Below are 24,314 nucleotides of genomic sequence, written 5' to 3' on the forward strand. Positions count from 1 at the left end.
GTCACGTCACGTCACAGAAAACGGCTGTCTCCGGGTTATTTCCTATTACACAAATGTGATCGGCGTTCTTCTGATCGCCTTTCAGCCAGCACATGCTGGGCGAATGGCCGATATCGGATTATTTCCGATTTACATGTTCACGCTGATGTTACTTCTCAAAACGCCGGATTTGGGCGCAATCCTCGTCCGTGGGCCACGCGTGCGGCCTTCTGATACCAGAGGGAAGAGGGGGAGACAGTCCCCCAGACTGTCTCCCCTGGAAACCTCTCTCCATCCTTCCACAGCTTCACCGTAGCTTACGGATCCTCGCGCGATGTTCTCAATCCGGGAAGTCGGCGAAGACGCGCGCCTCCAGTTCGAAGCCGCAGTCTATCGCATCGGCCAGGGGAAGGCCCGAAGCGCCTTCTCACGGGCCATGAACCACGAAACGGCTAAGGCACGGACGCGGATTAACCGCGTCCTGCGTGCTCAAACCGGGATCAGAGTTGGAGATATCAGCCGGGCAACCAGTTTCATTCGGGCATATCCGAATAAACTTCAATCAGAGATAAACGCCAAAGGCGACCCGTTTCCGCTCAAATACTTCAGAGCGCGTCAATTCAAATACGGCGTCAGAGCTAATCCCTGGAATACCTCGCGCCGCTTTCCCGGTTCATTCATCGTCCGCTCTATCGACGGCAACGTCTTCCACAGAACCGGAAGGCTCAACTCCAAATCAGGACGCATGAACGCAATCGAGAAGATGTGGGGACCATCGCTCCCCCGCGAAATCATGCAGCCCGATCCCCTTCGCCAATTCGACCTCGGCGGCAATGCCATCCTCGAGCGCGCCATGCACGAGTTGCGCCGCATCCTCGAGGGGGCATAGAGCCGGGGTCGCGATGCCTCTGGCCCATCCCGATCTGTGACCGAAATGCAACACCGAGGGCGGACCCACCCCGGGTAGGGACCGAAATCGGAGCCGATCCTATGCGGGTCCGCGGCCTCCCGGCGTTTGAGCGTTTTTCTATCTGGCAGAAACCCGTTTTGATTTTGGAAAGACGCCATGGCAGCCGCAAAAAAAGCAGAGAAACTCGTCGCGGCCTCTGAGCCTGCCATTCCTGATCTCGTGCCGATCGACGTGGCAGCCGGAATTCTGACCATCGGGCCAGAGCGCGTGCGTCAACTGATCAAAAGCGGGCATGTCCCGCGCGGTCCTCGGGGTAAGGTGAACCTGGTCGCGGCCATTCAGGGCTACGTCGCCTTTCTGAAAGAGGCCGCAGAAAAGGCGGCACAGCCGCCCTCGCGTGAACGCATAAACAATGCTCGCGAGCGGCAGATCGAATTGCTGATTGCTAAGGAAGAGCGTGCCCTGATCCCCATCGAAGATGCGATCATGGCGATGGACAAGGTCGTGGGCGTGACAAACGCCGAACTGTCTGGGCTTCCGGCCAGGATCACACGCGACATGGGCATTCGCAGGAAGGCAGAGGCGGAAGTTCATGGCGTGCGGAAAAGGATCAGCGACGCCCTCGCTAAAATGTCAGGCGCTGCTCGCACGGGCATCGGTCTTGATGGCTCCGGCAGAGGTGGTGACGCCTGACGAATGGGCGCAACGATATCGGACCTATGGGCCCGAGAGCGGTCATCCGGGCCCGCGCGATCCTTGGCTGACGGCTTACCAAATTCCATTCATCCGGAAGATCCACGAACGGACGCATCGGCGGGTGGTTGCGGTCACCGCAGCGCAGAGCGGCAAGACGGAAGGCCTGATGGATGCGATCGGGGCGCGTCTCGATCAGCGCCCGGCGCCGATCATCTATGTAGGGCCGTCCCGCGAGTTCGTGTCAGACCAGTTCGAGCCGCGCCTGATGGCGCTGCTCGACGAGGCGCCATCCTTGGCGGCGAAAGTCGTGCGCGGCCGCCGCATGAAGAAGACCCTGAAGTGGGTCGCCGGCGTCCGGCTTCGCCTCGCATCGGCCGGTAGTTCGACCGCCCTGAAATCCGACCCGGCGGCGCTGGGCATCGCGGACGAGTACGACGAGATGACCGCCAACATCAAAGGGCAGGGTGATCCGCTGGGGCTGCTGGAAGCACGTGGCGAGACCTACGCCGATTTTGTGGCGGCCGTTGTGTCAACGCCTTCTCAGGGCACGATCGAGACCGAAATTGACCCGGTCAACGGCCTTGAGATGTGGGCCAAGGCTGATCCGGACCTGGTGGAAAGCCCCATTTGGCGGTTGTTCCAGTCCGGAACGCGACATCATTTCGCATGGCCATGCCCGCATTGCGATGAGTATTTCATCCCGATGCGCAAGCACCTGACTTGGCCAAAGGGTTCGACCCCGGCGCAGGCGCGCCGGGCGGCGACCTTGGTCTGCCCCCACTGCGGCACGCACATTGACGAGGGTCCACAAGGCGCGACGAAGCAGGAAATGATCCGGCGCGGCGTGCAGGTGGCGCCTGGCCAAACGATTGAGGAGGCGATGGAGGGCATCAACGAGCCTGACGTCTCCACCTGGTCCTGCTGGACGTCGGGACTTTGCAGCCCTTTTGTTACTTGGGGCGAGCGCGCTCAAAGCTTCCTGACAGCACTTGCAACAGGCGAACCGGACAAGCTGCAGACCACGATCAACGCCAACTTTGGCGAGTGCGCCTCGCCAATCGGCGCGACGGACAAGCCCGAATGGACCGAGGTTCAGGAACGGGCGCTGCCTTATGCTGAGGGCGACGTGCCGGCTGGCGTCCTGCGTCTCGTTATGGGCGTGGACGTGCAGAAGTTCAGCCTGTTCTATGTGATCCGGGGCTACGGCGAGCGAGGTTCGTCCTGGCTGATCACCAGCGGCCAGCTGTTCGGGCCGACCGATCAGGACGATGTCTGGGCCGCGTTGGCCGATCTCTTCCTGAACCCGGTCGGCGGGATGATGATCGAGCGTGTCGGCATCGACTCTGGCTTTCGTCCGGACAAGGGCGATGGGGGAAGCGAGCACAAGGTCTACGAGTTCTGCCGCCGCTACAACTGGCTCTGCGTCCCGACCAAGGGCAAGGACCAGCAGAACCCGCCGCTGCGGCTGTCGAAGATCGAGGTGAAGAAGGATGGGAAGAAGGCCAGCTATTCGCTGAACTTGGCCTGGCTTTCCACCGACTTCTTCAAGTCGCTGGTGATGTCGAAGATCCACGCGCCGCTGGGCGCGCCGGGCGCCTTCCACGTCCACAGCGACATCACCGAGGACTATTGCCGCCAGGTGACCTCGGAGGTTCGGACGGTCGTCGAAGGCAAGCCGAAATGGAATCGCTTGTCGAAGGCGAACCACTTCCTCGACTGCGAAGCGATCGCGGAAGGCATGGCCTACATGCTGAACGTGCAGCGCATTCCGGAAGGGGTCCGTCGCGTCCCCGATGATCCTGATGATCCCCCGCGTGGGGAAGAACGGCCCATGGCCGCCCGACCCGATGCAACTGCCCCGGTCCAACCGGAGGCTGCTATCTCACGGCGCAGCCGCTTCGCGGGTCTGGCGCATCGCATGAACAGGTGACCGCATGTCGATTTTCTCCCGTCTGTTCGGTGGCGGCAATCAGCCCGCGGCCGAGGCTCCGGTGAAGGTCGGCGGCGATGTGTCCCGATTTGCCAGTGGCTACATGCGGGGCGGTCGATCGGTTGCGATGAGCCGCTGGTCGCCCGGCATCCGAGAAGCACAGGACGACGTCGCCGCTGCCTGGGAGAAGGCGGCCGCGCGGGCGACGGACGCCATCATCAATTCGGGCTGGTTGTCCGGGGCAATCGAGCAGTGCGTTGCGAACACGGTCGGGACCGGGCTGCGCCTGAAGGCCCAGCCAGAAAACGAGACCTTCGGCATGTCGAATGCCGAGGCCCAGAAATGGGCGCGGCTGGTCGAGCAGCGTTTCGAGCTTTGGCGCCAGCGGCCCGAGGAATGCGACATCCATGGCATGCGGTCCTTCGGTCAGTTGCAGGATGCTGGGTTCCGGGGCTGGCTGGCGACCGGGGAAATCCTTTCCGAGGCGGTCTGGCGCAAGCGCCCGTGGAACCGCTACGGCACGAAGATCAGAGTCTTGCCGGCCTATCGTTTATCGAGGAAGGACGACCAGCTGAACAGGGTCAGGACCGGGCTTGTGCTGGACGGTGATGATCGGCCTATCGCGGCCATGATCCGGACGTACGATCCCGTCATGGGTTGGCAGGAAAAGCGAATGGCCATGCGCGACGCCTATGGCCGGCGCCTTCTCGGTCACTTTCACGATGGTCCGCTTGGTGCTTACCGAGGCATTGGTCCGCTGGTGCCGGTGCTTCAGGTGGTCCGGCAGTTCGACGACCTTTCGGATGCCACCTTGGCGGGGCAGATCCTGCGCACGCTTTACGCCGCCGTCATCGAATCTGAAATGCCGACTGAGGAAGCTCTGCAGGCCCTGCTGACGGATCAGGAACAGGCGAAGATGGCGACGCGCGGCGAGAGCCCATTCGATGCCTACCTCGACATGATCGCAGGGTTCTACGAGGCTGGCGGGATCGACTTCGGGCGGAATGCCCGCGTCGCCCACCTGATGCCCGGCGACAAGCTGAACCTAAAGCAAGCGGAGGCGCCCAGCACCGATTACAAGGCCTATGCGGACGACCTGAAGCGCGAGATCGCGCGGGCGCTGGGCATGACGTTCGAGAGCTTCACCGGCGAGTATCAGGGCGCGTCATACAATTCCAACAGCTACGGCACGACCGAGATATTCCAGGTCACCATGGCGCGGCGGGAGAAGATCGTCGCTCCCTTCTGCCAGTTCGCCTATGAGGCTTGGCTGGAAGAAGAGATCGAAGCCGAGAGCATCCCGTTCCCCGGGGGCATCGAGAACTTCATCGCCAACCGCGCGGCCGCGAGCCGGGCGATCTGGCGAGGGTCGCCGAAGCCGTTGGCCGACATTCTCAAGGCGGCAAAGGCCTTCGAGGCTCTGGATCGAATGGGCGTCATGTCGCAGGGGCAGATTTCGGACGCCTTGGGCGCCGACATCGAGGATGTCTACGCGGCCAGGCAGCAGGAAGCAGCGATGCGCAAGCAGTACCAGCTGCCCGAGCCGATATACATGAACGCGTCTGGCGGCGGACCAAAACCGGCCCCGGCCGACGACAATGACGAGGATGCCGATGGCGATCGAGATTGATGAAAGCAAGCCGTGCGAGGCTGCGCAGCAGCTGCGCCAGGTGCATCTACAGATGGTTGCTGGGCAGACGGCTGCGGAGATCCGCTTTCGAGCCGGTCCGAACGGCGTCGAGCGGATGGTCTCCTTCTCGAAGGGCGATCCCGCGCAGTTGCTGAAACTGATCCGGGGCTACGAGGCGCAATGCGCGGCATCGCAGGGCAAGCGCCCGCGACGATATGCCCTGTCATCGGGGGGAAGGTTCTGACATGACCACGATCCAGAACACAGGGGCGCCCAGCCGGGCGCCCCTTCTGCATTTGGCCGACCGGGCATTGAATCGCCCGCTGGTCATCCACCCGGACAAAGCCGCCATCATCATGGACGTGCTGTCTGGCCGGATCGGGATCGATGGTCCCGATCTGGGAGCGATGTCGCCCGAGGCCAGCCGCTTCTATGGATCGACCCGGCGGGAGGATGGCAGCTATTCCATGAACCGGGTTGCCGGTGGTGTGGCGGTCATCCCCATCATCGGGACGCTCGTGAACCGAGGCGCCTGGATCGGGACGTCATCCGGTTTAGTCAGCTATGAAGGTATTGGTGCCCAGATCCGGGAAGCTGCGGCTGATCCAGCGGTAACCTCGGTCATCTTGGACATCGATACCCCCGGTGGCGAGGCTGGAGGGATCACCGGGCTTGCAGGACAGATCGCCGCGCTGGCCAAGTCCAAGCGTGTCGTCGCTGTCGTGAACGACACCGCGTGCAGCGGCGGATACTGGATCGCTTCGGCCGCCGACGAGATCGTCGTGTCGGAAACCAGTGTCGTCGGTTCGATCGGCGTCCTGATGCTGCACATCAACCGCGCAGGCGAGATGCAGCAGAAGGGTTGGGCTCCGACCTTCATTCACGCGGGGGCCCACAAGGTCGACGGCCATTCTCTTGGCCCCCTGCCTGACGGCGTTCGCGCCGATGTGCAGCAGTCGATCGATGCGCTCTACGACCGCTTCGTCACTGCTGTCGGGGCAGGGCGGGGCGCCAAGTTTTCCGCAGATCAAGCCCGCGCCACCGAGGCGCGGGTCTTCCAAGGGCAGGCGGCCATCGCGGCTGGCCTGGCTGACCGGTTCGGCACGTTCGAGAGCGTCCTGTCCGAACTTCAATCGCGGCGCACCAATCCGGGCGCCCGGCAATCGAGAGGTACAAGAATGGAAACCCAGAACCAGCCGGGCGTGGATGCCGGCATCACGCAGGCGCAGATGGACGCGGCGGTCAGCACCGCTCGCGCGGAAGGCGCGAAGGCCGAACGCACCCGCATCTCGACCATCATGGACAGCGATGCGGCCAAGGATCGGCCGGCGGCAGCCCGCCATGTCGCCTTGAACAGCGAAATGACGGCGGATGCCGCCGCCACCTTCCTGGCCGGGCTGCCGATGGAGGCGAAGGGCGGCTATCGCACCATCGAGCAGCGCGCCGCCGAACAGGTTGAAGCGGGCGGTGACGGCACTTCTGCGGAGGCTGCGGCAAAGGACAGCCTGACCGCTGCCGCCGGGGCCGCCGCGCACAGCAAGAGCATCGACAAGATCAACGCCATGCGGGGCGGCGCCTGATCGGGCGCCGCTTCTTTCTTCCCACCCGATAAAGGAGACGCGCTATGGCGCCCCTGAAAGACAACGGCAACCGCCCGACCGCGTGCATCCTGACGGAAGCCAACGGTCATCGCTCGCGTGAGAACATCTTCCTGAAGGCGGGAAGCGGCATCATCGCGCCGAACACCGTCCTGGCTTTGGACGGTGACAAGTATGTGCCCGCCGCTGCGGCCGCGACGGCCGTCGGAATCGCGCTTTATGGCGGCGACACGACCGATGGCGACGTGCCTGTTGCCGGCCTGATGCGCGATGCCGAGGTGAACATCCACACCCTGATCTTCGCGCCGGACGTCGATACCGCCGGTGAGCGCGCGACGAAGATCGCCCAACTGGCCGCCGTGGGCATCCGCGCCCGCTGAACCATCACGCGCACCAGAGAGGGCGCAGAAAGAAGGAATGGCTCCATGGCGAGCATGAACATTTTCGAGAACGACGCCTTCTCGGTCGTCCAACTCACCCAGTCGATCAACCGCATCCGCTTCAAGGCGGGCCGCATCGGGCAGATGGGCCTGTTTGGGGTCGACCGGATCAGCACCACCGTGGCGATGGTCGAGGTCATGGATAATGGCCTGCTGCGCATCGTCGGCCCGACCCCGCGCGGCGGCCCCGGCAACACCCTGCCGAAGGGCGACCGCGATCTCATTCCGCTGCTGGTCCCGCACTTCGAGATCAACGATGCGGTCAACGCTGACGAGGTGCAGAATATCCGCGCCTTCGGCACGGAAAGCGACCTGGAAACGGTCGTGGCCAAGGTGAACCAGCGGCAGGCCCTGCATGTCGACAGCTTCGCGCTGACCGAAGAGCACACCCGCATGGGTGCGATCACAGGCCAGATCGTTTACCAGAAGGCCAGCGACGGAAAGCTCTACATGGCGCCGCTGAATCTCTACACTGCGTTCGGGATCGCAGCCCCTGCGGCGGTCGCCTTCGACATGGATTCGACGGACGGCACGTTGCGCAAGCAAACGCAGGACGTGATCCGCCAGATGGGCAACATCATGGGCGGCAGCATGTTCTCGCGCGTCCATGCCTTCGTCGGTGACGATTTCTTCGACCGGCTGCTGATGGCCCCGGAGATCCGCGACAGCTTCAAGGGTACGTCCGAGGCCGAATGGCTGCGCGCCCAGAAGGTCACCCATGGCCTAGACGGGGCATCCTGGGGCGCCTTCGAATACGGCGGCATTGTTTTCGAGAACTATCGGGGCGGCACCTACAAGAACACCGCCGACGAGGATGTTTCGTTCATCCCGGCCGACGAAGCGCGCTTCTTCCCCGTGGGCGTGCCCGGCCTGTTCCAGACGGTCTATGCGCCGGCGGATTACGAGGAGACGGTCAACACCCTGGGCGAGCGTCTCTACACCAAGCAGTGGCCGTCTCTGAATGGCAAGCGCCGCGAACTGGAGAGCCAGATGAACGCGCTGCAGTACTGCTCGAACCCGGGTGTGCTGATCCGCGGCACTATCGAGCCGTAAGGATCGGGTATCATGCCCGATCCTTTTGCTGCGCTTGACGATCTTGTCTCGGGGGCTGTCGAGGCAGCATTCGGGACCGAGATCATTATCAAGCCGCGTCTGCCTGGTTCGCAGTATGTCGCACCTGCGCCTGATCCGGCGCGCCCGGACAGGCAGGTCCGGGCGGTATTCTCGTCCGGCCCCGCGATCGACACGATCGGCGGGCAGGGCATGGCTGGCGCCTCGGGCGGCACCACCAAGATCGGCGGTCAGACGCTGGTCCTTTGGCTGTCGCCCGGCGTCGTCCGCTCCATTCCCTATGCGCTTCGCAAGGGCGACGGTGTCGCTTTCGTCGATGATCCCGTCCTTACCTACGAGATCGTCGTCCCCCGTCCGACAAATACGGGCGACCTTGAATTGATCATTACCCGGGAGTGATCCATGAGCTTGGCCAGGACCATCCTGCGCATCGCGGCGGTGCAGGCGATCACCGGCAAGACGCTTGCCGGTGATGCCGTATTCGACAGCGACATCGATCCCATAGACCAGCGGATTTCCGAGACGGCGAAGCCGCTGATCGTGGTCTACACCGATGACGATCAGTCCAGCCCGACTGGCTTTTCCGACTTCCTCCAGGGCGGCCAAGTCGAGCTAGTGGTCGAGGTGGTCTATGCAGGACGGACCACGGTGATGATCGATCCCGACGGGCAGGGACCGCAGGAAACCGAGGCTCTGCAGTTGTCGGGCCGGGACGCGACGAACGAAATCCTGCTCGACATGATCGAGCGTCAGGTTGTGCGGACCCTCACGGTGGGGCAGGGTGCATGGTCCCAGGTCTTCCGGGCTGTGGCGTCCAACTGCACGCGGCGCCTGTCGCGTCGTGGTGCATCAGCCGAGCAAGGCGTTCGGTTCGCGGTCCGTCAGCTTGTCCTGACCCTTGAGCCGCTTATCGACCCGGTGCCAGGCATGCCAATCCCTGTGGGCAGCGCTTGGGACAAAGCCCTGTCCCTGATAGACGGGGGGCAGTTCGGCCCAATCGCGCAGATGCTGCGAGATGACATCGAGGGGCAGCCGATCACGGAATGGCGGCGGTTCGCGGGTCAGCTTGGCGTCAGCCTGGAGACAATGTCGGCCATCGGCATGGGGCCGGTCGGCGCCGAGGATCCCGTTCCCCTGATGGAAGGAACGTTCGATGATCCGTGAGTTTGCCGATCTCGCCCGCCGCATGGCGGAGTTGGAGCGGCGGATGGCCGCGTCTGGAAGGTTTGGGACCGTGGCCGAGGTCGACGCGGCGCAAGGCCTGATCCGGATCGACTTGGGAGACGGGATGCTTTCTCCCTGGGTTCCCTATGTGCAGACGGCGGGCGCCCTGAAGGTGCATAGCCCGCCTTCGATCGGCCAACAGATGATCCTGGTCGCGCCTAGCGGAGAGACATCACAGGGCTATGCCACAGCACTGTCTTTCGGCGGCGGCAACGGATCGCCTTCGACGGCGGACGACGAGCATGTGGTGACCTTCGGGGCCGTCCGCATGGACCTGACAGCAGACAGCCTCGTCGTTTCCATTGGGGGTGTGACCTTGGCGATCAGCGGCGCGGGCGTCGCGATCACGGGCGGCACCGTCACCCACGACGGCAAGAACATCGGCTCGACCCACCGTCACGGCGGGGTGGCTCGGGGCAACTCAAATACCGATCCGCCCAACTAGGAGAGCATCATGAAAACCTATGTCATCACCGACAAGGCGGGCCGCTTTGTCGCGGGCCAGCGCAATCCCGGCGTCGGCACGACCCTGCGGCTGACCGAGAAGGCGGCCGAGGCTGGCCTGCGCGAGGGCGCACTGGTTGTCAGGAAGGACGAAGCCGACGCAACGTCCGCCGAAGCCCCGCAGAAGCAGGATGCGTCGAAGCAGCCCGCCTCCAAGACGCAGACCAAGAAGGCCGATTGACGAGGCTGGCGATGCCGACGAACACGCGAGATATCGGCGTCGGCATCGACGCCATGACCGGCGCATCCCTGTCCGGCTGGCCGCATGTCGTGCAGTCACTGCGCGACATTTTCCTGACCCGGTTCGGCTCTAGGATCATGCGCGAATGGTACGGGTCCTTCCTGCCTGATGCTCTGGGCCGCCTGATCAACAGGACCGAGATGCTGCCCGTCATGGCGTCGATGACATCGGCGATCGAACAGTGGGAGCCTCGCTTCCTGGTCGAGAGCATCACGGTGGATACCGACGAGGCGCGCACCGGCGCGCTGTCGGTAACGATCCTGGGCATTTACCGACCCCGCGCCCTTGTCGGCGATATGACCCCGGAGGGGTCGAAGAAGCTTGTCGTTGTCCTATCCGGCAGCGGCGTGACCGTGAGGTGAGGCATGGCGTATTCCCAGGTCAATCTGGCAGATCTTCCCGCGCCCAAACTGGTTCGGGAGATCGCCTTCGAGGATATCCTGGCTGAGATGAAGGCCGCTTGCGTCCGTATCCACCCCACGATGGAGCCGATCCTGCAGGTCGAAAGCGAACCAGCGGTGAAGGTGCTGGAGGTCGCGGCGGCCTATGTCATGATGCTGCGCGCCGAAATTAACGACGCCGCGCGGGGGGTGCTGCTGGCCTATGCCACTGGCAGCGATCTGGACCATCTCGGCGCGCTTTTCGGGGTGGAGCGGTCCGTCCTGCAAGAGGCCACCGACATTTCTCCCTTTGAATTCGAGACAGACGCGTCGTTCCGCGCTCGCATCCAGATGTCGTTTGAGGGCTTTTCATCAGCTGGGCCGCGTGGCGCCTATGACTTCCACGCGCGATCGGCGGATGGACGCGTCAAGGATGTGTCCGTGGTCGGACCGCAGGATGCGGGGGCGATCACGGTGCCGCCTGGGCAGGTGAACATCTATGTCTTATCTTCCGCAGGCAATGGCGCCGCACCGGACGATCTTATTTCCAGCGTATCCGCCGCGGTGAATGCTGAGGATGTGCGACCACTTTGCGACACGGTGGTGGTTCAGTCCGCCACGATCCAGAATTACACCGTCGCGGCCGCCATAGACGTGTTTGACGGTCCCGACCGGGCGGTGATCCTAGCAGAGGCGCAGGCTGCGCTGGCTGACTACCTCGCTGCATCCCATGCTCTGGGCGCGACCATCGCCCTGTCTGGCATCCACGGCGCGCTGCACCGGCCGGGCGTCCGGCGCGTGACGCTCACCCAGCCCGCCGCAGACATCGTGACCCCGCCGAATACGGCACCCTATGCCACATCAGTGACGGTGACGATCACATGACGGACCTTTTGCCTTCGCACTCTGGCCCAGCCGAAAAGGCTCTGGCGGGTGCGGTCGATGAAGCCCTTGCGATCCCGGTAGAAATCGCAACGGTCTGGCGACCTGAGGAAGCGCCGCCTGCGTTCCTTCCATGGCTGGCCTGGGCCTTGTCTGTCGATGAGTGGGATCCTGATTGGCCCGAGGACGACAAGCGGCGCGCCATCTCCTTGAGCCTGGAAATCCATCGCCACAAGGGCACAGTGCGAGCAATGAGGCTGGCGTTGATCGCGGCCGGGCTTGGCGATGCCGAAATCCAGGAAGGCTGGTCCGCGAACCAGTTCAACGGGACGTTCACGCGGGATGGCAGCCGCACCAGGGCACCGTCAGATCATTGGGCGGAATACCGAGTGAAACTCGCCAGGCCCATGTCGATTTCGCAAGCCGCCCGTGCCCGCGCGGCTCTCACCGCCGCCGCGCCGGCTCGATGCCACCTCAAGCTGCTGACCTTTGAAGAAGCGGCTTTGACCTACAACGGCGCCGTCACGCGCGACGGCCAATACACCCGAGGGATTGTCTGATGGCGACTCTACCGGAAACTGATGAATACCCATTGGGCATCTATCAGCTTGAAACCGCCGATCCGGTTTTGGGTGGCCCGCCGAATGAGGCCACTAAGGCCGGGGTCGACAATATCCCGCACCAGCAGCTCGCAAAAAGAACCCGATGGCTGAAGGTCCGCGTCGACAATCTGCTCAACAAGGTCATCGCAGCCACCACTGCGGTTGCTGGGATCGTCCGCCTGTCGAGCGCGACCAACAGCATATCCGAGACTGAAGCGGCCACGCCTAAAGCAGTCAAGTCGGCTTGGGATAACGCCGAATCCAGGGCACTGAAATCGACCGAGATCAAATCGTCCGGGCTATTGAGCGGCGGAGGACCGTTGTCTTCGAGCCTGGATCTTGAGGTGCGGATCGCGACCCAGGCCGAGGCTGAAACTGGTGTTCTTGACAACAGGGCCATGACTCCGCTCAAGACCTTGCAGGCGATAACTGCACGCTTGGGCGGAAGGTCTGTCACGACGGCAGGACTGGCCATTGGTGGCGGAGCACTGTCCGCAGACCGTCAGATCACGGTCCCGGATGCAACCCAAGCCGAGGCAGAGGCGGGGAGCGCGACCAACAAGGCCATGTCGCCCTTGCGCGTGGCGCAAGCCATAGCTGCGAGATTGGCTGCGCGATCCGTGGAAACCGCAGGACTGGCTACAGGAGGGGGGGCACTCTCGGCAAACCGAACCATCACTGTGCCGGTCGCGACGCTGGCTGACGCGCAGAATGGAGAGTCCCATGACGTGGCGATGACGCCACTGCGTACAGCGCAGTATGTCTCCAGGCTTTTCCTTAGGTCCATCGCCGGGAACGGCTACATCACCTTGCCTGGTGGGCTTATCCTGCAATGGCTATCCGTATCCATCATCGGCAGCAATCTGTCAGCTTCAGCAAGTCTGCCGACGGCCTTCCCGAATGCACCTTTCGGTGCCTTGGCCACACGGCGGTCGGCGACGCCCATCGAGGCGAACGACGCGAGTGCGACTGACTTGGGATCCGGCCATGTCACCGTCCGGCGCGCCGCTTCTCCGGGCAACACAGCCACATACTTAGTCGTCGCATTGGGGTGGTAGGATGAGCCTCTATATTGCTTTCAGCAATGGTCGTGCGGTTTTCTTCGATGATCGCCTGACCTCTCCGCCTTTTGGCGCAGTCGCTATTTCAAAAGAGCGTCACGCGGCGCTTCTTGCGGGACAGGCGACAGGCAAGATCATCACCGCTGATGCACAGGGCAAGCCGGTTCTTGCTGACCCGGAGGCATCGCCCCTCCCAGTCCCAGACGTGGTCAGCCGCTTCCAGGCCCGAATGGCATTGCGTAATGCGGGCCTCTTCGAAGCGGCAAACGATGCCGTCTACGGGAGCCAAGACGACCTGTTGATCGAGGCATGGGAAAGCGCGGTCGAGTTCCGGCGCGTGTCGCCTTCGATCATCATGCTCGGGGCGGTCTTGGGGCTGGAGGATGCAGCCATCGACCAGTTGTTCCGTGACGCGGCGGCCATCACAGCCTGATCCAAGCCATAACATTCGACCTCTGGGGCGCCAACGGCGCCCTTTTCCATTCCAAAATCCACTGGGAGCTCATCCATGGCCACCCCGACTTTCGGTCTGACGATCCAGACCATCGATAATGAAATCCGACCGGCTGTCTGGAGCGATCTGTCCGTGATCGGCCTGGTCGGCACCGCTCCTTCTGCATCGGCCGCGGCATTCCCGCTGAATGTGCCGGTGCTCGTGAATTCGAGCGATGCTTCTGCCATCACGGCTTTGGGAAATGCCGGCACGTTGGCCGATGCGCTGCGCATGATCACGGCGCAGTTGGGCGAGTTTCAGTCCGCTGCTCGGTGCATCGTCGTCCGTGTCGCCGACGACCCCGACCCCGATGCCGCCATGGCGAATGTAGCGGGCGACGGCATCTCGACGGGCGTAGCGGCGCTGCTGGAGGCCGGACCTCTGACCGGCTATACGCCCCGCCTGCTGGCGGCGCCTGGCTTTACCGCGCAGCATGATCCCGAAGAGGCGAATGTCGTGGTATCGGCTCTGGCGGCCGTGGCTCCGCGTCTTTTGGCGCATGCCGTTGTCGATGGCCCTAGCACGAGCTTAGCCGCCGTGCAGGCGTGGCGCGAGACCATCAACTCGGACCGCATTATCCCGGTCGTGCCCGGCGCGCGCATCCTGGATGTGACCAGCACTGCGGGTGCCATCATCGACGCACCCATGTCGCCTGCGATCCTGGGTATCGCCGTGCGGCGGGATTTCGAGAACGGCGGGCGGCCGTTCCATTCCTGGGCCAACCAGGCGGTTCATGGCATTGTCGGCATCTCGCGACCCCTGCCTTTCAGCCTGACAGACGGCACCAGCGAGGGTCAGTCGTTGCTGGCCGCGAACATCGGCATCGTCACCCGCGGCGAGATGGGCGTGGACGGTGGCATTGCCGATGGCGGCTTCGTCTATATCGGCACCGACAACGCGGGCGACGACGACCTGTGGCGCTTCTACAACGTGATGCGCGGCCGGGATTACATCCACCTCATGTCGCTGAAGACGCTGCGGACCTACCTGGGCCGCTTCAACATCACCGGGCAGACCATCCAGGCGATCCTGAATACGCTGAACATCGCGCTGCGCGACCTGCAATCGACGGGCGACATCCTCGGCTATCAGGTCCAGTTCCTCGAAGACCAGAACTCGCCGGAAGACCTGCGCGCGGGCAAGATTTCCGTTCGCTTCCTGGCTGAGGAGGCGCCAGTCCTGCGGCGAATCGACATCCAGTCGGGACGCTACCGTGCGGCGCTTGAAAGCTTGATCGGCGACCTGGCCACGGCCTGACGCACCCTTGCCCACCCCGCCTGATGCGGAGGGGCTTTTCCACCACAGATCGAAGGGCACAGAGGATGGCCACGAACTTTTACATGATGGAGGCCGTAAACCTGTTTTGCGGCGACCATGACCCGTCCGCGTCGAAGCACCTGACGCTGACCGAATTCCAACTTCCGGCGCTGACCGAAAAATACCAAGATCACCATCCGGGCGGTTCTCGCGTCGGGATCGAGATCGATGTCGGCATTGAGAAGCTGACGCCCTCCTTCAAGCTGGCGGGGTTCGACCCGGACATGCTCGACCTGTTCGGGCTGGGACGGAAGGGCAACAAGGTCTTCACCGGCTATGGTGTGATCCGCGACAAGCGGACCGGAAACGCGCTCGAGGCTAAAGCCATCATCGAAGGGCGCTTGGGCAAGATTGAGCCCGAGGCTTTCCAGCGCGGCGAGATGCATGGCCACGATTATGCGATCAGCGGCGTGCTGCATTACGAGTTGTGGTTCGACAAGCGCGAGAAGTTCTACTGGGACTTCTTCACCTCGACCTGGCGTGTGAACGGCAAGGATGAGAACGCGGACGAGCGGCGCATCCTGCGGATCGTGTGAGGTGAGACATGGCTGACAAACCAACTATTACCCTGTCCGAGCCGATCGAACTGGGCGAAAAGGTCATCACTACCGTCACCCTGCGCACCATCAAGACCAAGAGCATGCGCAAGATTTCTGCGGCGAAGGATGATTTCGAAACATCATTCCAAATGGTCTGCGCGGTTACTGGCCTTGCCGACGAAGAGGTCGACGAGCTGACGGTTGGGGACTTCACCAAGATCGCCGAGGCCGCCGCCGATTTTTTGCCGCAGGAGGCATCCAGCCCGAACACTGGAAGCTCTGGCGGGGCATCGTCGCAGACGTCGCCTGCATCCTGAACACACCGATACCGGCCATCATGGAAATGGACTGGCCGGAGGTCATTGCCTGGCACGAGCAGGCAAAGCGCCTGCACAGAGCGCGCGTCCGATAGCCGGGCGCGCGCCTTTTCGACGTTTGAGGGATCGCCATGGCCCGGACCCATGAAAGCCGCCTGATTGTATCGCTTCTGGACCGCGTGACGGCACCCGGCCGCCGCGTGGCTGGCGCGCTGCGCGGCCTTGGTGGCCAGATCGACCGATTCTCCCAGGGCGGCAGCCGTCTCGGCATGCGCCTGGAGGCGGCCATGGCCCGCAACGAGGCATCGCTGGATCGCGCGCGTGTCGGCATCGCCGATACCGTCGCCTCGTATTACACGCTGAAGGCCGCCATCGGCGCGCCTGTCCAGGCCGCGCGCGAGTTTGACAGCGCCATGGCCGATGTCCGCAAGGTCGTCGATTTCCCGACCCCCAAGGCTTATGCCGAATTCCGGCAAGGCCTGATCGACCTGTCCAAGCGGGTGCCGATCACCATCAACGGTCTCGCTGACATCGCTGCCGCCGCGGGGCAGGCAGGCATTGCCGGTGAAGACCTGACGAGGTTCACCGAGAAGGCGGCGCAGATCGGGACCGCTTTCGACATCTCGGCCGACGAGGCCGGGAGTGCGATGGCCAAGCTGATGACTGGTCTCAACCTGACCATCGACGAGGCGGTTTTGCTGGCCGATGCCATGAACCACCTTTCCAATGCTCAGGCGTCTGGTGCGGATGAAGTGCTGGATGTGGTGCGGCGGGTCGGGGCCCAGGGCAAGCAGTTCGGTTTCACCGGGCAGGAGGTTGCGGCATTCGGATCGGCGATGATCTCGGCGGGCGCGCAATCGGAAGTCGCGGCAACCAGCTTCATGAACATGGGTCGCGCCCTGACCAGAGGGGAAAGCGCCACGAAGCGGCAATCCGCCGCCATGTCGCGCCTTGGTCTCAACAGCGCCGAGGTTGCGCGCCGGATGCAGGACGACGCGGTCGGCACAACCATCGACGTGATGGAGCGTATTGCCGCCCTGCCGAAGGAGGTTCAGGCCGCCGTGTCGTCCGATCTGTTCGGCGACGAGGCGCGCGCCTTGGGCCCGCTGCTGACCAACCTCGACCTGATCCGCGAAAGCGTCGCCATGGTTGCCGACGAGGCGAGCTATGCCGGTTCGTCTTTCAAAGAATTTCAGGTCAGGTCGAAGACCTTCGACAATGCGGTCAAGATCTTCAACAACCGCATGCATGCCCTGAAGGTGACGATCGGATCGGCTCTGATCCCCGTCCTGACGGACATGATGGATGCCATTGCGCCTGTGGTCGAAAAGCTAACAGCATTCGTGGACGCGCACCCTCAACTCGTGTCCAACCTCATGCTGTCCGTCGGCGCGCTCATCGCCTTCCGGGGTGCTCTGGCTGGGCTGCGATTCGTCGGTCTGCTTGGTCAGTCCGGGGCGCTGAACCTTGCCCATCTGGCCCTTGTCAGGATCGCCGGCACCGCGGCAGGCATTCGGGGCGCAGGGGTGGCCTCGACCGCGCTACAGGCCTCGTTGGCCGCAATGCAAGGGGCGACCCTTACCCGTTGGGATCGGATGGGCGCTGCCCTGCGCGGTATGGCGGGGGCCACCCCCGGCCTGCGGCTGGCGGCGCCGGCGGTTGGAGCGGTCGTTACCGCCATCGGTGCGATATCCGCGCCTGTCTGGATCGCTATCGCGGCGGCCGTTGCCGCCCTCGGCGCGGCCTGGAAATATTGGGATCGGATCGCGGCCATCGCGGATGGTGTGGGTCGGGCCATTTCAGAGCGATTGCGCCCGGAAATGGAGAAGATCCGAGAATGGGCCGAGCCTCTCGGTCCGATCCTGCGCCGGTTCGCCGATGCATGGCGGCCCATCTCCCAAGGCATCGATGATGCGGCCAATGCGGTCCGGGCTTTCGGTGGCAGGCTGTTCTCGCGAGAGATCCTGACGGATGCCGAGGCGGCGGAGATCAGCGCCCGCGCGGCGGAGATCACGCGCAACATCATCTCCAAGCTGGACGAGATCGTTGCTGGCGTGCGCGCCATGGGAGCTGACATCTACGAGGCAGGTGCGGCGCTGATCCAGAGCCTGTGGGACGGGATGAAGGATCGCTGGGCAAAGGTAATCGCCTGGGCTGGAAAGCTTCGCGAGGATTTCCGCGCGGCCGTGGGCGACGGTCTTATGGGCGTATTGTCTGGCGGTAGAACTGGGCAGCAGGACCTCGGGACTTATAACCCCGAGACGGGCGCATTCGAGCAGATCGACGGCGCCCGCGCCAAAGGCGGTCGCGTCTCGGCCGGTGCGACCTATCTGGTCGGCGAGGAAGGGCCGGAACGGTTTACCGCAAATCGCTCGGGCTATATCCACCCGACCGGATCTGGTGGCGGCCTTTCGATTGGAGCTATCACGATCAACCCGACTCTGACCTTCCCCGGTGTCACGGCCGCCGATGCCGACCGGATCGCCCGCGAGGTGATGCGCAGGCTTGAAGCCGAGGCCGGTGCCGCGCTGCGCGGTGCCTTCGCCGACCTGCAAGTGGGGTGACAAAATGCTGATGATGATCGGGCCGGTGCAGTTCAAGGTAGCGCCGTTCAATGCGACCGAATACGCCCGGACGCACACCGCCAGCCATGTGGCCAAGCAGGTCTTGGGCGCGGCGCCCCCCCTGGAATTCACTGGGGAGGGCGAAGAAAGCTGGTCGATCCGCGCCATCCTCTTCCCCGAAAAGTTTGGGGGAGAGGGCACGCTGAACATCCTCTCGCTCATGCGCAGGAGCGGTCAGCCGCAATACATGATGCGGGGCGACGGCGGCCTTATGGGATGGGTCGTGATCGATTCTGTGAGCGAGCGGTCATCGTATCTCGATCCCGGCGGGGTCGGGCGGGTCATTGAGGTCGATATAGCATTGCGCCGAACTTCGGCCCCCTTGGCGGGGGCCTTCTTCTCGTCCCTGACGCAAGTTTTCAACAGCATCTTCTGAGCGGGGCGCCCATGGCGGACACGGAAAGTATCGTCGTTACCGGCGATGGTATCACGCTGCCACTGCTGGTCTGGAGGCGCTTTCGCAAACCCATGCCAGGCGTTGTCGAGCGAACCCTCGATATCAATCCCGGCCTCGCGGCGCAGGGGCCGTTCATCGCACCGGGAACGGTCGTGCTGATCCCCGTCTCTGGCGAAAACGAAACCCCCTCCGAGCCGCAAGGCCGGATACGGCTCTGGTGAACGATGGCATGGCAAGACAAGCGGCCTACACGGTGCAGATCAACGGAATGGACATCACGTCGACGCTGGCACCGCTTCTGGTGTCGGCGTCGGTCTCGCTGCGCGCGGGCGCGGAAGGCGACACGGCATCCCTTATCCTGGACGACACGGGCGGCCAGATCGCGATGCCGAGCATCGGCGCAGGGATTGTGATTGCGATGGGCTGGCGGGATACCGGCCTGCGTATCGTGTTCGAAGGCACCGTCGATGAACCCCGGTCCAGCGGCGGTCGCGCCGTCGGGCGTCTGCTCACCATCACAGCGAAGGGCTTCGACAGCGCAGGCGCATCCAAGGATCGGAAACGCAAGCACTGGGATGATGCGACGGTCGAGACGATCCTCTCCGAGGCGGCCAAGCTCGCCGGGCTGGCATCGGTTCAGGTCGATCCGACACTGGCGGGCGTGAAGCTGAAATACTGGGCCATGTCGGACGAAAGCTTTCTGCATATGGGCCAGCGGCTTGCCGAACGGATCGGCGGAAACTTCAGGCTCCAGCGCGATGTCGCGGTCATGGCCCGGCGCGGTGCGGCATATGCCCCGCAGATTGTCGGGCGATACGGCGCCAACCTGCACGGCTGGGACATCTCGCCGATCTTGGGGCGCAAGATCTATGGGAAGGTCGCAGCGCCGTACTTCGACCGCACAACGGGAAAGTGGGATCAGGTCGAGATCGAGACGGGCCTTGTCAGTAAAGCCGTTCTGAAGATTTCCCCCCCTGCCGATGACAAGGATGATGCGAATCGGCAGGCAGAAGCACAGGCCGAGGCCTGCAAGAGGGCAGGGGGCGCCGGGTCCGTCACCATCGAGGGCGATCCGTCTGCCGTTCCGGACGCAGCGTGCATCATCGTGGGCGCGCGCCCGGGCATCGATGGCAAGTATCGGATCGCGGGGGTGACACACACCTTGGCCCGGAGTGCCGGTTTTCTGACCCAGGTCGAGATCGCGCACCCGGACAGCTTGGCACAGGGAGGCGCAAATGCTTAGCCGTTGGGCTTGGTTCACCCGATACCGGGACCGCAAGCTGGAATGGCTTCTTGCCTTTTATACGCTATGGTTTGGTCTGTGGGTCAGCCTGCCGCTGCATTCAATGGCTGGCCCTAGCTTTGAGGATGCGCTGGCACTCGCGCCCGAGTGGCTCTGGGGCATTGTCTACACCTTGGTCGGGGTGATCCACCTCATCAGCCTGCATGTGAACGGCAGAGGCTGGTGGACCCCATTTGCCAGGCTGTTCGCCCTGTTCCTCAACAGTCAGGTATTTCTGGCGCTGACCATAGGCATCGCCCAGCAGAACCCATGGGGTACTGGCGTTGCGACCTACATCTTCATCGCACTCGGTTTCTGCGGGGCTGCTTTCTACAACGCCGCGCTTGATTGCGGCCACGAGATCAAGATTTGGCGGACTCGATGCAGATAGACTGGGCAGCAATTGGGCAGGGTCTCGGTTTCATCGGTTTGGCAGGTGGTGCGGCCCTCGCGATGATCAAAGGACATCGTAAGAGCGACGGGACACCACCACCTGATCGCCCCCCTGCGCCAAACGAGGTCAAGGAAACCTTGACTGAACTTCGGCGGATGCTGGAGGGGCTTATTCAGAAAACAGAGCGGCATCGAGAACTGACCGACGACGATTTGTCGGACATCAAGAAGCAACTGGACCGGATCGAAGCTGCGCAGCGACTACAGGATGCCGTGGCGGGGATCCGGCGCGAGTTCGGAGGACTGCCGAAATGACCGAGACCGGCTGGCAATGGCGAACCTCTTGCGCTTTGAACGGCTTTCTCGGCGGGCGATCTGACGAACCTCTGTGCAGCAGGGCTTGGCGCTTGGCGTGGCAGGCCTTCATCGACGCCATGCAGATCGTATGGCGCGATCCCGTGCATTGCGAGGACGTGCATCTGCGCTGGCGGGCGATGCAGGCCTACCCGCCGATCACCGGCAGGCGCCACCCTGATCCCGGATACTGATTTCCTCGGCGTCAGGTCAGCGCCGATCCGCCCAGAAATAGCTGACGGAAACACTGATTTCCACCCGCCCAGGTCACCACCTGCGGCGGGCTTTTTCATGGAGCCATCATGCAAACCTCTGACAAGGGCGTGGCCTTCCTGGTCGCGCACGAAGGCATCGTGCCCGCGCCGTATCGGGATAGTGTCGGCGTCTGGACGTTCGGGATCGGGCACACGGCTGCTGCTGGCCCGCCCATCCCGGCAACCATGCCGCGCGGGATGCCAGCCGATCTGGACACTGTTCTGCGCGAGGTGTTCGCCGTGTTTCGGCGCGATCTGGCGCGCTACGAGGCAGACGTGTTGAACGCGCTGGGCCGCACACCGACGGCCCAGCATGAATTCGACGCGGCGGTCAGCTTCCATTTCAACACTGGGGCCATCGGCAGGGCAGCTTGGGTGAACCTGTGGAAGCGCGGGCAAAAGGCTGATGCCGCCGCTTCAATGCTGGCGAACTGGCGAAAGCCTGCGGAGATCATCGGACGTCGAACCGCCGAGCGCGACCTTTTCCTGACCGGCGATTACGGCAAGGCAAAGGCCACTGTCTGGCAGGTCAGCAGCACCGGCAAGGTTATCTGGAAACCGGCCAAGCGGCTTTTCCAATCGGACATCCTGGCGCTGATGGGCCGAGAAGATGCCGAAACGCCCCTGCACCGCCTGCAACGGGCCCTCGCAGCCATCGGCCTCTACACCGGCAGGATCGACGGCATCGACGGTCCTCGCACCCAAGCAGCCCTTTCCGCCTTCAACCGCGCCCGCGACGAGATCGCCGCGCTTAACCTGGAGACCTGACATGCTCGCGAAACAACTGTCCGCCCTACCCACGAACAAACTCCTGGCCGGGGGCGGTATCGCCTCGGTCGTGCAGGCAGCATGGGGCGAGGTCATGACGACTGCGGCCCCTTCGCTTGCTGGGCCTGGAATGTCCGCCCTGGTGGGCTTCCTGGCGGCCATGCTGATCGGCTATTTCGTGCCGGATCGGCTGAACGCTCCCGCCGAATGACACCACCCCTGTTCGCGGGCTTCGAGGGCGCCCGGCTACATTGGAACGGCGTGGACACGCTGATCCAGACGCGACACGTCCCGGGCATGGGCATGGCCCGGCATTATGCCGCCGCCATTGCCCAGGGTGCGCAGGGCTTCCGGGACACGCTGCCCGAGCGGTTCGACCCGCTAGAACGCTGGTCCTGCGCGCGGGCCGAGGTACCGAATGCGCTGATCGTCTGGTCGGCCGTCCATTTCGATCAGCCGGGCGATCCGATTGGCCACGTGCAGCGGCTGGCAGGCATCCTGGGGCCGCGTGACCGGCTGATCGCGGTCAATGAGCCGAGCGTTGGGCCGGGCCTGTCCGGGCAATCCCGAGAGGACGCGACCATGCAGGCAGCCGCCATGATGGGGGCGGCCCTGGCGATCAACCCCGATCTGCGGTTCTGGACCTGCGATCCGGCGCACGTCTGTGATGATGATGTCTGGTGGGCGACAGACCGGCTGGTGAGGCTGTTCGGCCCGGCTATCGAGGTGATCGGGATCAATCATCATGCGTGCTGGTCGGACGCCCCGCTGCGCGATGTGCTGCGCTGCGCAGCCGACCGTTACCCGGACCACAGGATCGCGCTGACGGAATGCTCGTGGCATGATGGGCTGCCTGCGGCTGAGGCGAGGCATCCAGGCATCCGGTCCCGTCGCGATTGGTGGGCGCATGTGCAGGACGAGATCGACGCATCCGGCGTGCCGCTGGTCTGCGCGACCTGGGCGCCGTGGCTCGACATGGCATGGGAGCCAGGCGAGGCCTGGCCGAACGGCTGGCCCGAGGTGGCCTGACGGAAACTGCCGAAAAGACCATCGGGCGCCCAAACGGGCGCCTTTTTCTTTTTCATCGGGGACAAACATGGCCTTCGACGTAAAAAAATGGCGCGATGCGGGTGTTCCCGCAGACCTGATCGCGATCCTGGTAGACGTCAATCGCGCGGCCGCCCGCATCCCGGCAAAGGGCGAGCGGGGCGTGGGTATCGCGAGCATGGTGGCGGACGCCGATAACGGCGGCATCATCATCACGATGACGGACGGCGGGACGACGCGGGTAGAGGGTTTGACCGCAAACCTTGCACCTGAAGATCAGAATGCAATCGCTTCTGCGCTTGCCGAAATGCAGGCTGTTCTTGGTCAGGCTTCTGGATTCGCGTCCCAGGCCGGATCGGCTGCCGGAGCTGCAGTCGAGGCGGCTCTGGCGGACCTGCCGCTGCCGGTGATCGACCTGGACATCGAGGGCGGCAGGCTGATCAAGATCATGGCCGACGGGTCGCGGGTCGATGGTCCACTGCTGCCGGTCGGCCCTGTGGACCCGGAACCTGAGGTGGCGCCCGCGCTCTCGGGCGGGGCGCTTGATCTGGTCGATGGCGACCTGGTGCTGGTGCCGCCCACCGTCACCGCAGGGCAGCCGGATCCCCAGGTGGTCCTGACCAGCCTGACGCGCGATGGCGCGAGCGTTCTGGATGAGGTCGAGGACGGACGGATCGCCGACGCGGCGCCCGGTGTCTACGAGGCGGTTTGGACGGCCAGCAATGGCGTGGATCCCGACGCGACGGCGGTCGCCAGCCTGACGATCACCGCACCGATCCTCCAAGCCACCATCACCCCCAACCCGCTGGTGGCGGGCCAGTCCGCCAGCGTCACCTTCAACGCCCCTATCGACGGCCCTCCGACCATCGCCCAAGGGCAGACGGCGATCACGGCCACGCGGGTCGGCCAGACGAACGATTGGACCTTCACGCCGGTCGCAGCCGGTGCGTTGATCATCGCGGCGGCGGCAGCAGGCTATGCGTCCACCCCCTGGACCTTCGAAGTCAGCCCGGCACCCGCCGATCTGATCGTCACCCCTACCAGCATCTTCGCCATCGCCAACGTGGACGCGGCGTCGGAACCCGAGACCCTGGCCCTGGCTAGCCCGACCGCGCCTGCGGAGATGATGGGCGAGTGGGAGATCGACTTCGCGCCGCTGGCATCCGGTCCTGTCCTGCTGCGCGATCCCTACATTGCCGGCACCCCGGCTGTGGGTCAGACGATGACGCTGCATCTGCCGCCACCGCTGAGCCTGATCGCGGGGTCCGAGCCGACTTTCGACTGGTCCTGGCCGGATGGGTCGAAAGGCAAGACCTATGTCAACCGGGCCGAAGACGCGGGTGTGCCCTATGATGTGGACGTGACCCTGACCGACGGCAAT

Annotated in this window: 31 protein-coding genes; all 31 read left to right on the forward strand. The window is 63.8% G+C overall.

All coding sequences use genetic code 11. The features are described from left to right. The first annotated feature begins 313 nt into the window (after window positions 1-313). On the forward strand, window positions 314-868 hold the full coding sequence (locus tag ACTJI6_RS16850; RefSeq protein WP_440802277.1) for a hypothetical protein: 555 nt from the start codon (window positions 314-316) through the stop codon (window positions 866-868). Between the two features lie 177 nt (window positions 869-1,045). Then, entirely contained in the window at window positions 1,046-1,582 is a 537-nt protein-coding gene (locus tag ACTJI6_RS16855) for a hypothetical protein (protein WP_440802279.1), read from the forward strand. After that, window positions 1,572-3,515 (forward strand): terminase gpA endonuclease subunit, encoded by a 1,944-nt coding sequence (locus ACTJI6_RS16860; RefSeq protein ID WP_440802281.1) that lies wholly within the window; start codon window positions 1,572-1,574, stop codon window positions 3,513-3,515. The genes ACTJI6_RS16855 and ACTJI6_RS16860 overlap by 11 nt, the downstream gene beginning before the upstream one ends. A gap of 4 nt (window positions 3,516-3,519) precedes the next feature. Continuing rightward, window positions 3,520-5,145: a phage portal protein gene (locus ACTJI6_RS16865; protein WP_440802282.1), complete on the forward strand. Its 1,626-nt coding sequence runs from the start codon at window positions 3,520-3,522 to the stop codon at window positions 5,143-5,145. Beyond that, complete coding sequence (locus tag ACTJI6_RS16870; RefSeq protein WP_440802285.1) at window positions 5,129-5,389, forward strand: hypothetical protein; 261 nt, start codon at window positions 5,129-5,131, stop codon at window positions 5,387-5,389. Before ACTJI6_RS16865 ends, ACTJI6_RS16870 begins: the two co-directional genes overlap by 17 nt. 163 nt (window positions 5,390-5,552) lie before the next feature. After that, the gene (locus ACTJI6_RS16875; RefSeq protein WP_440802287.1) at window positions 5,553-6,725 is read left to right on the forward strand and encodes a S49 family peptidase; all 1,173 of its coding nucleotides are present in this window, start codon (window positions 5,553-5,555) and stop codon (window positions 6,723-6,725) included. 44 nt (window positions 6,726-6,769) lie between these two features. Further along, window positions 6,770-7,123, forward strand: coding sequence for a head decoration protein (locus tag ACTJI6_RS16880; protein WP_440802290.1), 354 nt, complete (start codon window positions 6,770-6,772; stop codon window positions 7,121-7,123). A 45-nt stretch (window positions 7,124-7,168) separates the two neighbouring features. Beyond that, window positions 7,169-8,236, forward strand: a complete 1,068-nt coding sequence (locus ACTJI6_RS16885; protein ID WP_440802292.1) for a major capsid protein — start codon at window positions 7,169-7,171, stop codon at window positions 8,234-8,236. Between the two features lie 12 nt (window positions 8,237-8,248). Next, a complete protein-coding gene (locus tag ACTJI6_RS16890) occupies window positions 8,249-8,653 on the forward strand; it encodes a hypothetical protein (protein ID WP_440802294.1) in 405 nt (134 codons plus the stop codon). Window positions 8,654-8,656: 3 nt separating this feature from the next. Continuing rightward, window positions 8,657-9,418 carry a hypothetical protein gene (locus tag ACTJI6_RS16895; RefSeq protein ID WP_440802296.1) on the forward strand — a complete coding sequence of 254 codons (762 nt, stop codon included), beginning with the start codon at window positions 8,657-8,659 and terminating at the stop codon, window positions 9,416-9,418. After that, entirely contained in the window at window positions 9,408-9,923 is a 516-nt protein-coding gene (locus ACTJI6_RS16900; protein ID WP_440802298.1) for a phage baseplate assembly protein V, read from the forward strand. Before ACTJI6_RS16895 ends, ACTJI6_RS16900 begins: the two co-directional genes overlap by 11 nt. Before the next feature lie 9 nt (window positions 9,924-9,932). Then, window positions 9,933-10,163 carry a hypothetical protein gene (locus ACTJI6_RS16905; RefSeq protein WP_440802301.1) on the forward strand — a complete coding sequence of 77 codons (231 nt, stop codon included), beginning with the start codon at window positions 9,933-9,935 and terminating at the stop codon, window positions 10,161-10,163. An 11-nt stretch (window positions 10,164-10,174) separates the two neighbouring features. Continuing rightward, the gene (locus tag ACTJI6_RS16910) at window positions 10,175-10,585 is read left to right on the forward strand and encodes a GPW/gp25 family protein (RefSeq protein WP_440802302.1); all 411 of its coding nucleotides are present in this window, start codon (window positions 10,175-10,177) and stop codon (window positions 10,583-10,585) included. 3 nt (window positions 10,586-10,588) lie between these two features. Then, the gene (locus ACTJI6_RS16915) at window positions 10,589-11,488 is read left to right on the forward strand and encodes a baseplate assembly protein (RefSeq protein WP_440802303.1); all 900 of its coding nucleotides are present in this window, start codon (window positions 10,589-10,591) and stop codon (window positions 11,486-11,488) included. Beyond that, window positions 11,485-12,045, forward strand: coding sequence for a phage tail protein I (locus tag ACTJI6_RS16920; protein WP_440802306.1), 561 nt, complete (start codon window positions 11,485-11,487; stop codon window positions 12,043-12,045). Before ACTJI6_RS16915 ends, ACTJI6_RS16920 begins: the two co-directional genes overlap by 4 nt. After that, a complete protein-coding gene (locus ACTJI6_RS16925) occupies window positions 12,045-13,145 on the forward strand; it encodes a phage tail protein (protein WP_440802308.1) in 1,101 nt (366 codons plus the stop codon). Before ACTJI6_RS16920 ends, ACTJI6_RS16925 begins: the two co-directional genes overlap by 1 nt. Before the next feature lies 1 nt (window position 13,146). Next, on the forward strand, window positions 13,147-13,581 hold the full coding sequence (locus ACTJI6_RS16930) for a hypothetical protein (RefSeq protein ID WP_440802310.1): 435 nt from the start codon (window positions 13,147-13,149) through the stop codon (window positions 13,579-13,581). Between the two features lie 75 nt (window positions 13,582-13,656). Continuing rightward, window positions 13,657-14,898, forward strand: coding sequence for a hypothetical protein (locus ACTJI6_RS16935; RefSeq protein WP_440802312.1), 1,242 nt, complete (start codon window positions 13,657-13,659; stop codon window positions 14,896-14,898). Window positions 14,899-14,963: 65 nt separating this feature from the next. Beyond that, window positions 14,964-15,494: a phage major tail tube protein gene (locus tag ACTJI6_RS16940; protein ID WP_440802314.1), complete on the forward strand. Its 531-nt coding sequence runs from the start codon at window positions 14,964-14,966 to the stop codon at window positions 15,492-15,494. 8 nt (window positions 15,495-15,502) lie between these two features. Further along, complete coding sequence (locus tag ACTJI6_RS16945) at window positions 15,503-15,814, forward strand: phage tail assembly protein (RefSeq protein WP_440802316.1); 312 nt, start codon at window positions 15,503-15,505, stop codon at window positions 15,812-15,814. A 131-nt stretch (window positions 15,815-15,945) separates the two neighbouring features. After that, window positions 15,946-18,378 carry a phage tail tape measure protein gene (locus ACTJI6_RS16950; protein ID WP_440802318.1) on the forward strand — a complete coding sequence of 811 codons (2,433 nt, stop codon included), beginning with the start codon at window positions 15,946-15,948 and terminating at the stop codon, window positions 18,376-18,378. Window positions 18,379-18,382: 4 nt separating this feature from the next. After that, window positions 18,383-18,814 (forward strand): phage tail protein, encoded by a 432-nt coding sequence (locus tag ACTJI6_RS16955; protein WP_440802321.1) that lies wholly within the window; start codon window positions 18,383-18,385, stop codon window positions 18,812-18,814. Window positions 18,815-18,825: 11 nt separating this feature from the next. Next, window positions 18,826-19,056 carry a tail protein X gene (locus tag ACTJI6_RS16960; protein WP_440802323.1) on the forward strand — a complete coding sequence of 77 codons (231 nt, stop codon included), beginning with the start codon at window positions 18,826-18,828 and terminating at the stop codon, window positions 19,054-19,056. Then, window positions 19,053-20,078 carry a phage late control D family protein gene (locus tag ACTJI6_RS16965; RefSeq protein ID WP_440802326.1) on the forward strand — a complete coding sequence of 342 codons (1,026 nt, stop codon included), beginning with the start codon at window positions 19,053-19,055 and terminating at the stop codon, window positions 20,076-20,078. The genes ACTJI6_RS16960 and ACTJI6_RS16965 overlap by 4 nt, the downstream gene beginning before the upstream one ends. Then, on the forward strand, window positions 20,071-20,508 hold the full coding sequence (locus ACTJI6_RS16970) for a hypothetical protein (RefSeq protein WP_440802329.1): 438 nt from the start codon (window positions 20,071-20,073) through the stop codon (window positions 20,506-20,508). Before ACTJI6_RS16965 ends, ACTJI6_RS16970 begins: the two co-directional genes overlap by 8 nt. Beyond that, window positions 20,499-20,825, forward strand: a complete 327-nt coding sequence (locus ACTJI6_RS16975) for a hypothetical protein (RefSeq protein WP_440802330.1) — start codon at window positions 20,499-20,501, stop codon at window positions 20,823-20,825. Before ACTJI6_RS16970 ends, ACTJI6_RS16975 begins: the two co-directional genes overlap by 10 nt. Then, complete coding sequence (locus ACTJI6_RS16980) at window positions 20,822-21,058, forward strand: hypothetical protein (protein ID WP_440802331.1); 237 nt, start codon at window positions 20,822-20,824, stop codon at window positions 21,056-21,058. The genes ACTJI6_RS16975 and ACTJI6_RS16980 overlap by 4 nt, the downstream gene beginning before the upstream one ends. Before the next feature lie 108 nt (window positions 21,059-21,166). Continuing rightward, entirely contained in the window at window positions 21,167-21,886 is a 720-nt protein-coding gene (locus tag ACTJI6_RS16985; protein ID WP_440802334.1) for a glycoside hydrolase family protein, read from the forward strand. Between the two features lies 1 nt (window position 21,887). Next, window positions 21,888-22,097 carry a hypothetical protein gene (locus ACTJI6_RS16990; RefSeq protein WP_440802335.1) on the forward strand — a complete coding sequence of 70 codons (210 nt, stop codon included), beginning with the start codon at window positions 21,888-21,890 and terminating at the stop codon, window positions 22,095-22,097. Further along, window positions 22,094-22,915 carry a hypothetical protein gene (locus ACTJI6_RS16995; protein WP_440802336.1) on the forward strand — a complete coding sequence of 274 codons (822 nt, stop codon included), beginning with the start codon at window positions 22,094-22,096 and terminating at the stop codon, window positions 22,913-22,915. The genes ACTJI6_RS16990 and ACTJI6_RS16995 overlap by 4 nt, the downstream gene beginning before the upstream one ends. A 67-nt stretch (window positions 22,916-22,982) precedes the next feature. Beyond that, window positions 22,983-24,314 (forward strand): hypothetical protein (locus ACTJI6_RS17000; RefSeq protein ID WP_440802337.1); only part of this gene is annotated, 1,332 nt, incomplete at its 3' end.

This window comes from Paracoccus sp. 22332 (assembly GCF_052045125.1).
Classification (GTDB): Bacteria; Pseudomonadota; Alphaproteobacteria; order Rhodobacterales; family Rhodobacteraceae; genus Paracoccus; species Paracoccus haematequi_A.

What these genes read in the sequence shown, in the direction of transcription:
- ACTJI6_RS16850 (WP_440802277.1), top strand. Translation starts at nt 314, where the DNA reads ATGTTCTCAATCCGGGAAGTCGGCGAAGACGCGCGCCTCCAGTTCGAA.
- ACTJI6_RS16855 (WP_440802279.1), top strand. Translation starts at nt 1,046, where the DNA reads ATGGCAGCCGCAAAAAAAGCAGAGAAACTCGTCGCGGCCTCTGAGCCT.
- ACTJI6_RS16865 (WP_440802282.1), top strand. Translation starts at nt 3,520, where the DNA reads ATGTCGATTTTCTCCCGTCTGTTCGGTGGCGGCAATCAGCCCGCGGCC.
- ACTJI6_RS16870 (WP_440802285.1), top strand. Translation starts at nt 5,129, where the DNA reads ATGGCGATCGAGATTGATGAAAGCAAGCCGTGCGAGGCTGCGCAGCAG.
- ACTJI6_RS16875 (WP_440802287.1), top strand. Translation starts at nt 5,553, where the DNA reads ATGTCGCCCGAGGCCAGCCGCTTCTATGGATCGACCCGGCGGGAGGAT.
- ACTJI6_RS16880 (WP_440802290.1), top strand. Translation starts at nt 6,770, where the DNA reads ATGGCGCCCCTGAAAGACAACGGCAACCGCCCGACCGCGTGCATCCTG.
- ACTJI6_RS16885 (WP_440802292.1), top strand. Translation starts at nt 7,169, where the DNA reads ATGGCGAGCATGAACATTTTCGAGAACGACGCCTTCTCGGTCGTCCAA.
- ACTJI6_RS16890 (WP_440802294.1), top strand. Translation starts at nt 8,249, where the DNA reads ATGCCCGATCCTTTTGCTGCGCTTGACGATCTTGTCTCGGGGGCTGTC.
- ACTJI6_RS16895 (WP_440802296.1), top strand. Translation starts at nt 8,657, where the DNA reads ATGAGCTTGGCCAGGACCATCCTGCGCATCGCGGCGGTGCAGGCGATC.
- ACTJI6_RS16900 (WP_440802298.1), top strand. Translation starts at nt 9,408, where the DNA reads ATGATCCGTGAGTTTGCCGATCTCGCCCGCCGCATGGCGGAGTTGGAG.
- ACTJI6_RS16905 (WP_440802301.1), top strand. Translation starts at nt 9,933, where the DNA reads ATGAAAACCTATGTCATCACCGACAAGGCGGGCCGCTTTGTCGCGGGC.
- ACTJI6_RS16910 (WP_440802302.1), top strand. Translation starts at nt 10,175, where the DNA reads ATGCCGACGAACACGCGAGATATCGGCGTCGGCATCGACGCCATGACC.
- ACTJI6_RS16915 (WP_440802303.1), top strand. Translation starts at nt 10,589, where the DNA reads ATGGCGTATTCCCAGGTCAATCTGGCAGATCTTCCCGCGCCCAAACTG.
- ACTJI6_RS16920 (WP_440802306.1), top strand. Translation starts at nt 11,485, where the DNA reads ATGACGGACCTTTTGCCTTCGCACTCTGGCCCAGCCGAAAAGGCTCTG.
- ACTJI6_RS16925 (WP_440802308.1), top strand. Translation starts at nt 12,045, where the DNA reads ATGGCGACTCTACCGGAAACTGATGAATACCCATTGGGCATCTATCAG.
- ACTJI6_RS16930 (WP_440802310.1), top strand. Translation starts at nt 13,147, where the DNA reads ATGAGCCTCTATATTGCTTTCAGCAATGGTCGTGCGGTTTTCTTCGAT.
- ACTJI6_RS16935 (WP_440802312.1), top strand. Translation starts at nt 13,657, where the DNA reads ATGGCCACCCCGACTTTCGGTCTGACGATCCAGACCATCGATAATGAA.
- ACTJI6_RS16940 (WP_440802314.1), top strand. Translation starts at nt 14,964, where the DNA reads ATGGCCACGAACTTTTACATGATGGAGGCCGTAAACCTGTTTTGCGGC.
- ACTJI6_RS16945 (WP_440802316.1), top strand. Translation starts at nt 15,503, where the DNA reads ATGGCTGACAAACCAACTATTACCCTGTCCGAGCCGATCGAACTGGGC.
- ACTJI6_RS16950 (WP_440802318.1), top strand. Translation starts at nt 15,946, where the DNA reads ATGGCCCGGACCCATGAAAGCCGCCTGATTGTATCGCTTCTGGACCGC.
- ACTJI6_RS16955 (WP_440802321.1), top strand. Translation starts at nt 18,383, where the DNA reads ATGCTGATGATGATCGGGCCGGTGCAGTTCAAGGTAGCGCCGTTCAAT.
- ACTJI6_RS16960 (WP_440802323.1), top strand. Translation starts at nt 18,826, where the DNA reads ATGGCGGACACGGAAAGTATCGTCGTTACCGGCGATGGTATCACGCTG.
- ACTJI6_RS16970 (WP_440802329.1), top strand. Translation starts at nt 20,071, where the DNA reads ATGCTTAGCCGTTGGGCTTGGTTCACCCGATACCGGGACCGCAAGCTG.
- ACTJI6_RS16975 (WP_440802330.1), top strand. Translation starts at nt 20,499, where the DNA reads ATGCAGATAGACTGGGCAGCAATTGGGCAGGGTCTCGGTTTCATCGGT.
- ACTJI6_RS16980 (WP_440802331.1), top strand. Translation starts at nt 20,822, where the DNA reads ATGACCGAGACCGGCTGGCAATGGCGAACCTCTTGCGCTTTGAACGGC.
- ACTJI6_RS16985 (WP_440802334.1), top strand. Translation starts at nt 21,167, where the DNA reads ATGCAAACCTCTGACAAGGGCGTGGCCTTCCTGGTCGCGCACGAAGGC.
- ACTJI6_RS16990 (WP_440802335.1), top strand. Translation starts at nt 21,888, where the DNA reads ATGCTCGCGAAACAACTGTCCGCCCTACCCACGAACAAACTCCTGGCC.
- ACTJI6_RS16995 (WP_440802336.1), top strand. Translation starts at nt 22,094, where the DNA reads ATGACACCACCCCTGTTCGCGGGCTTCGAGGGCGCCCGGCTACATTGG.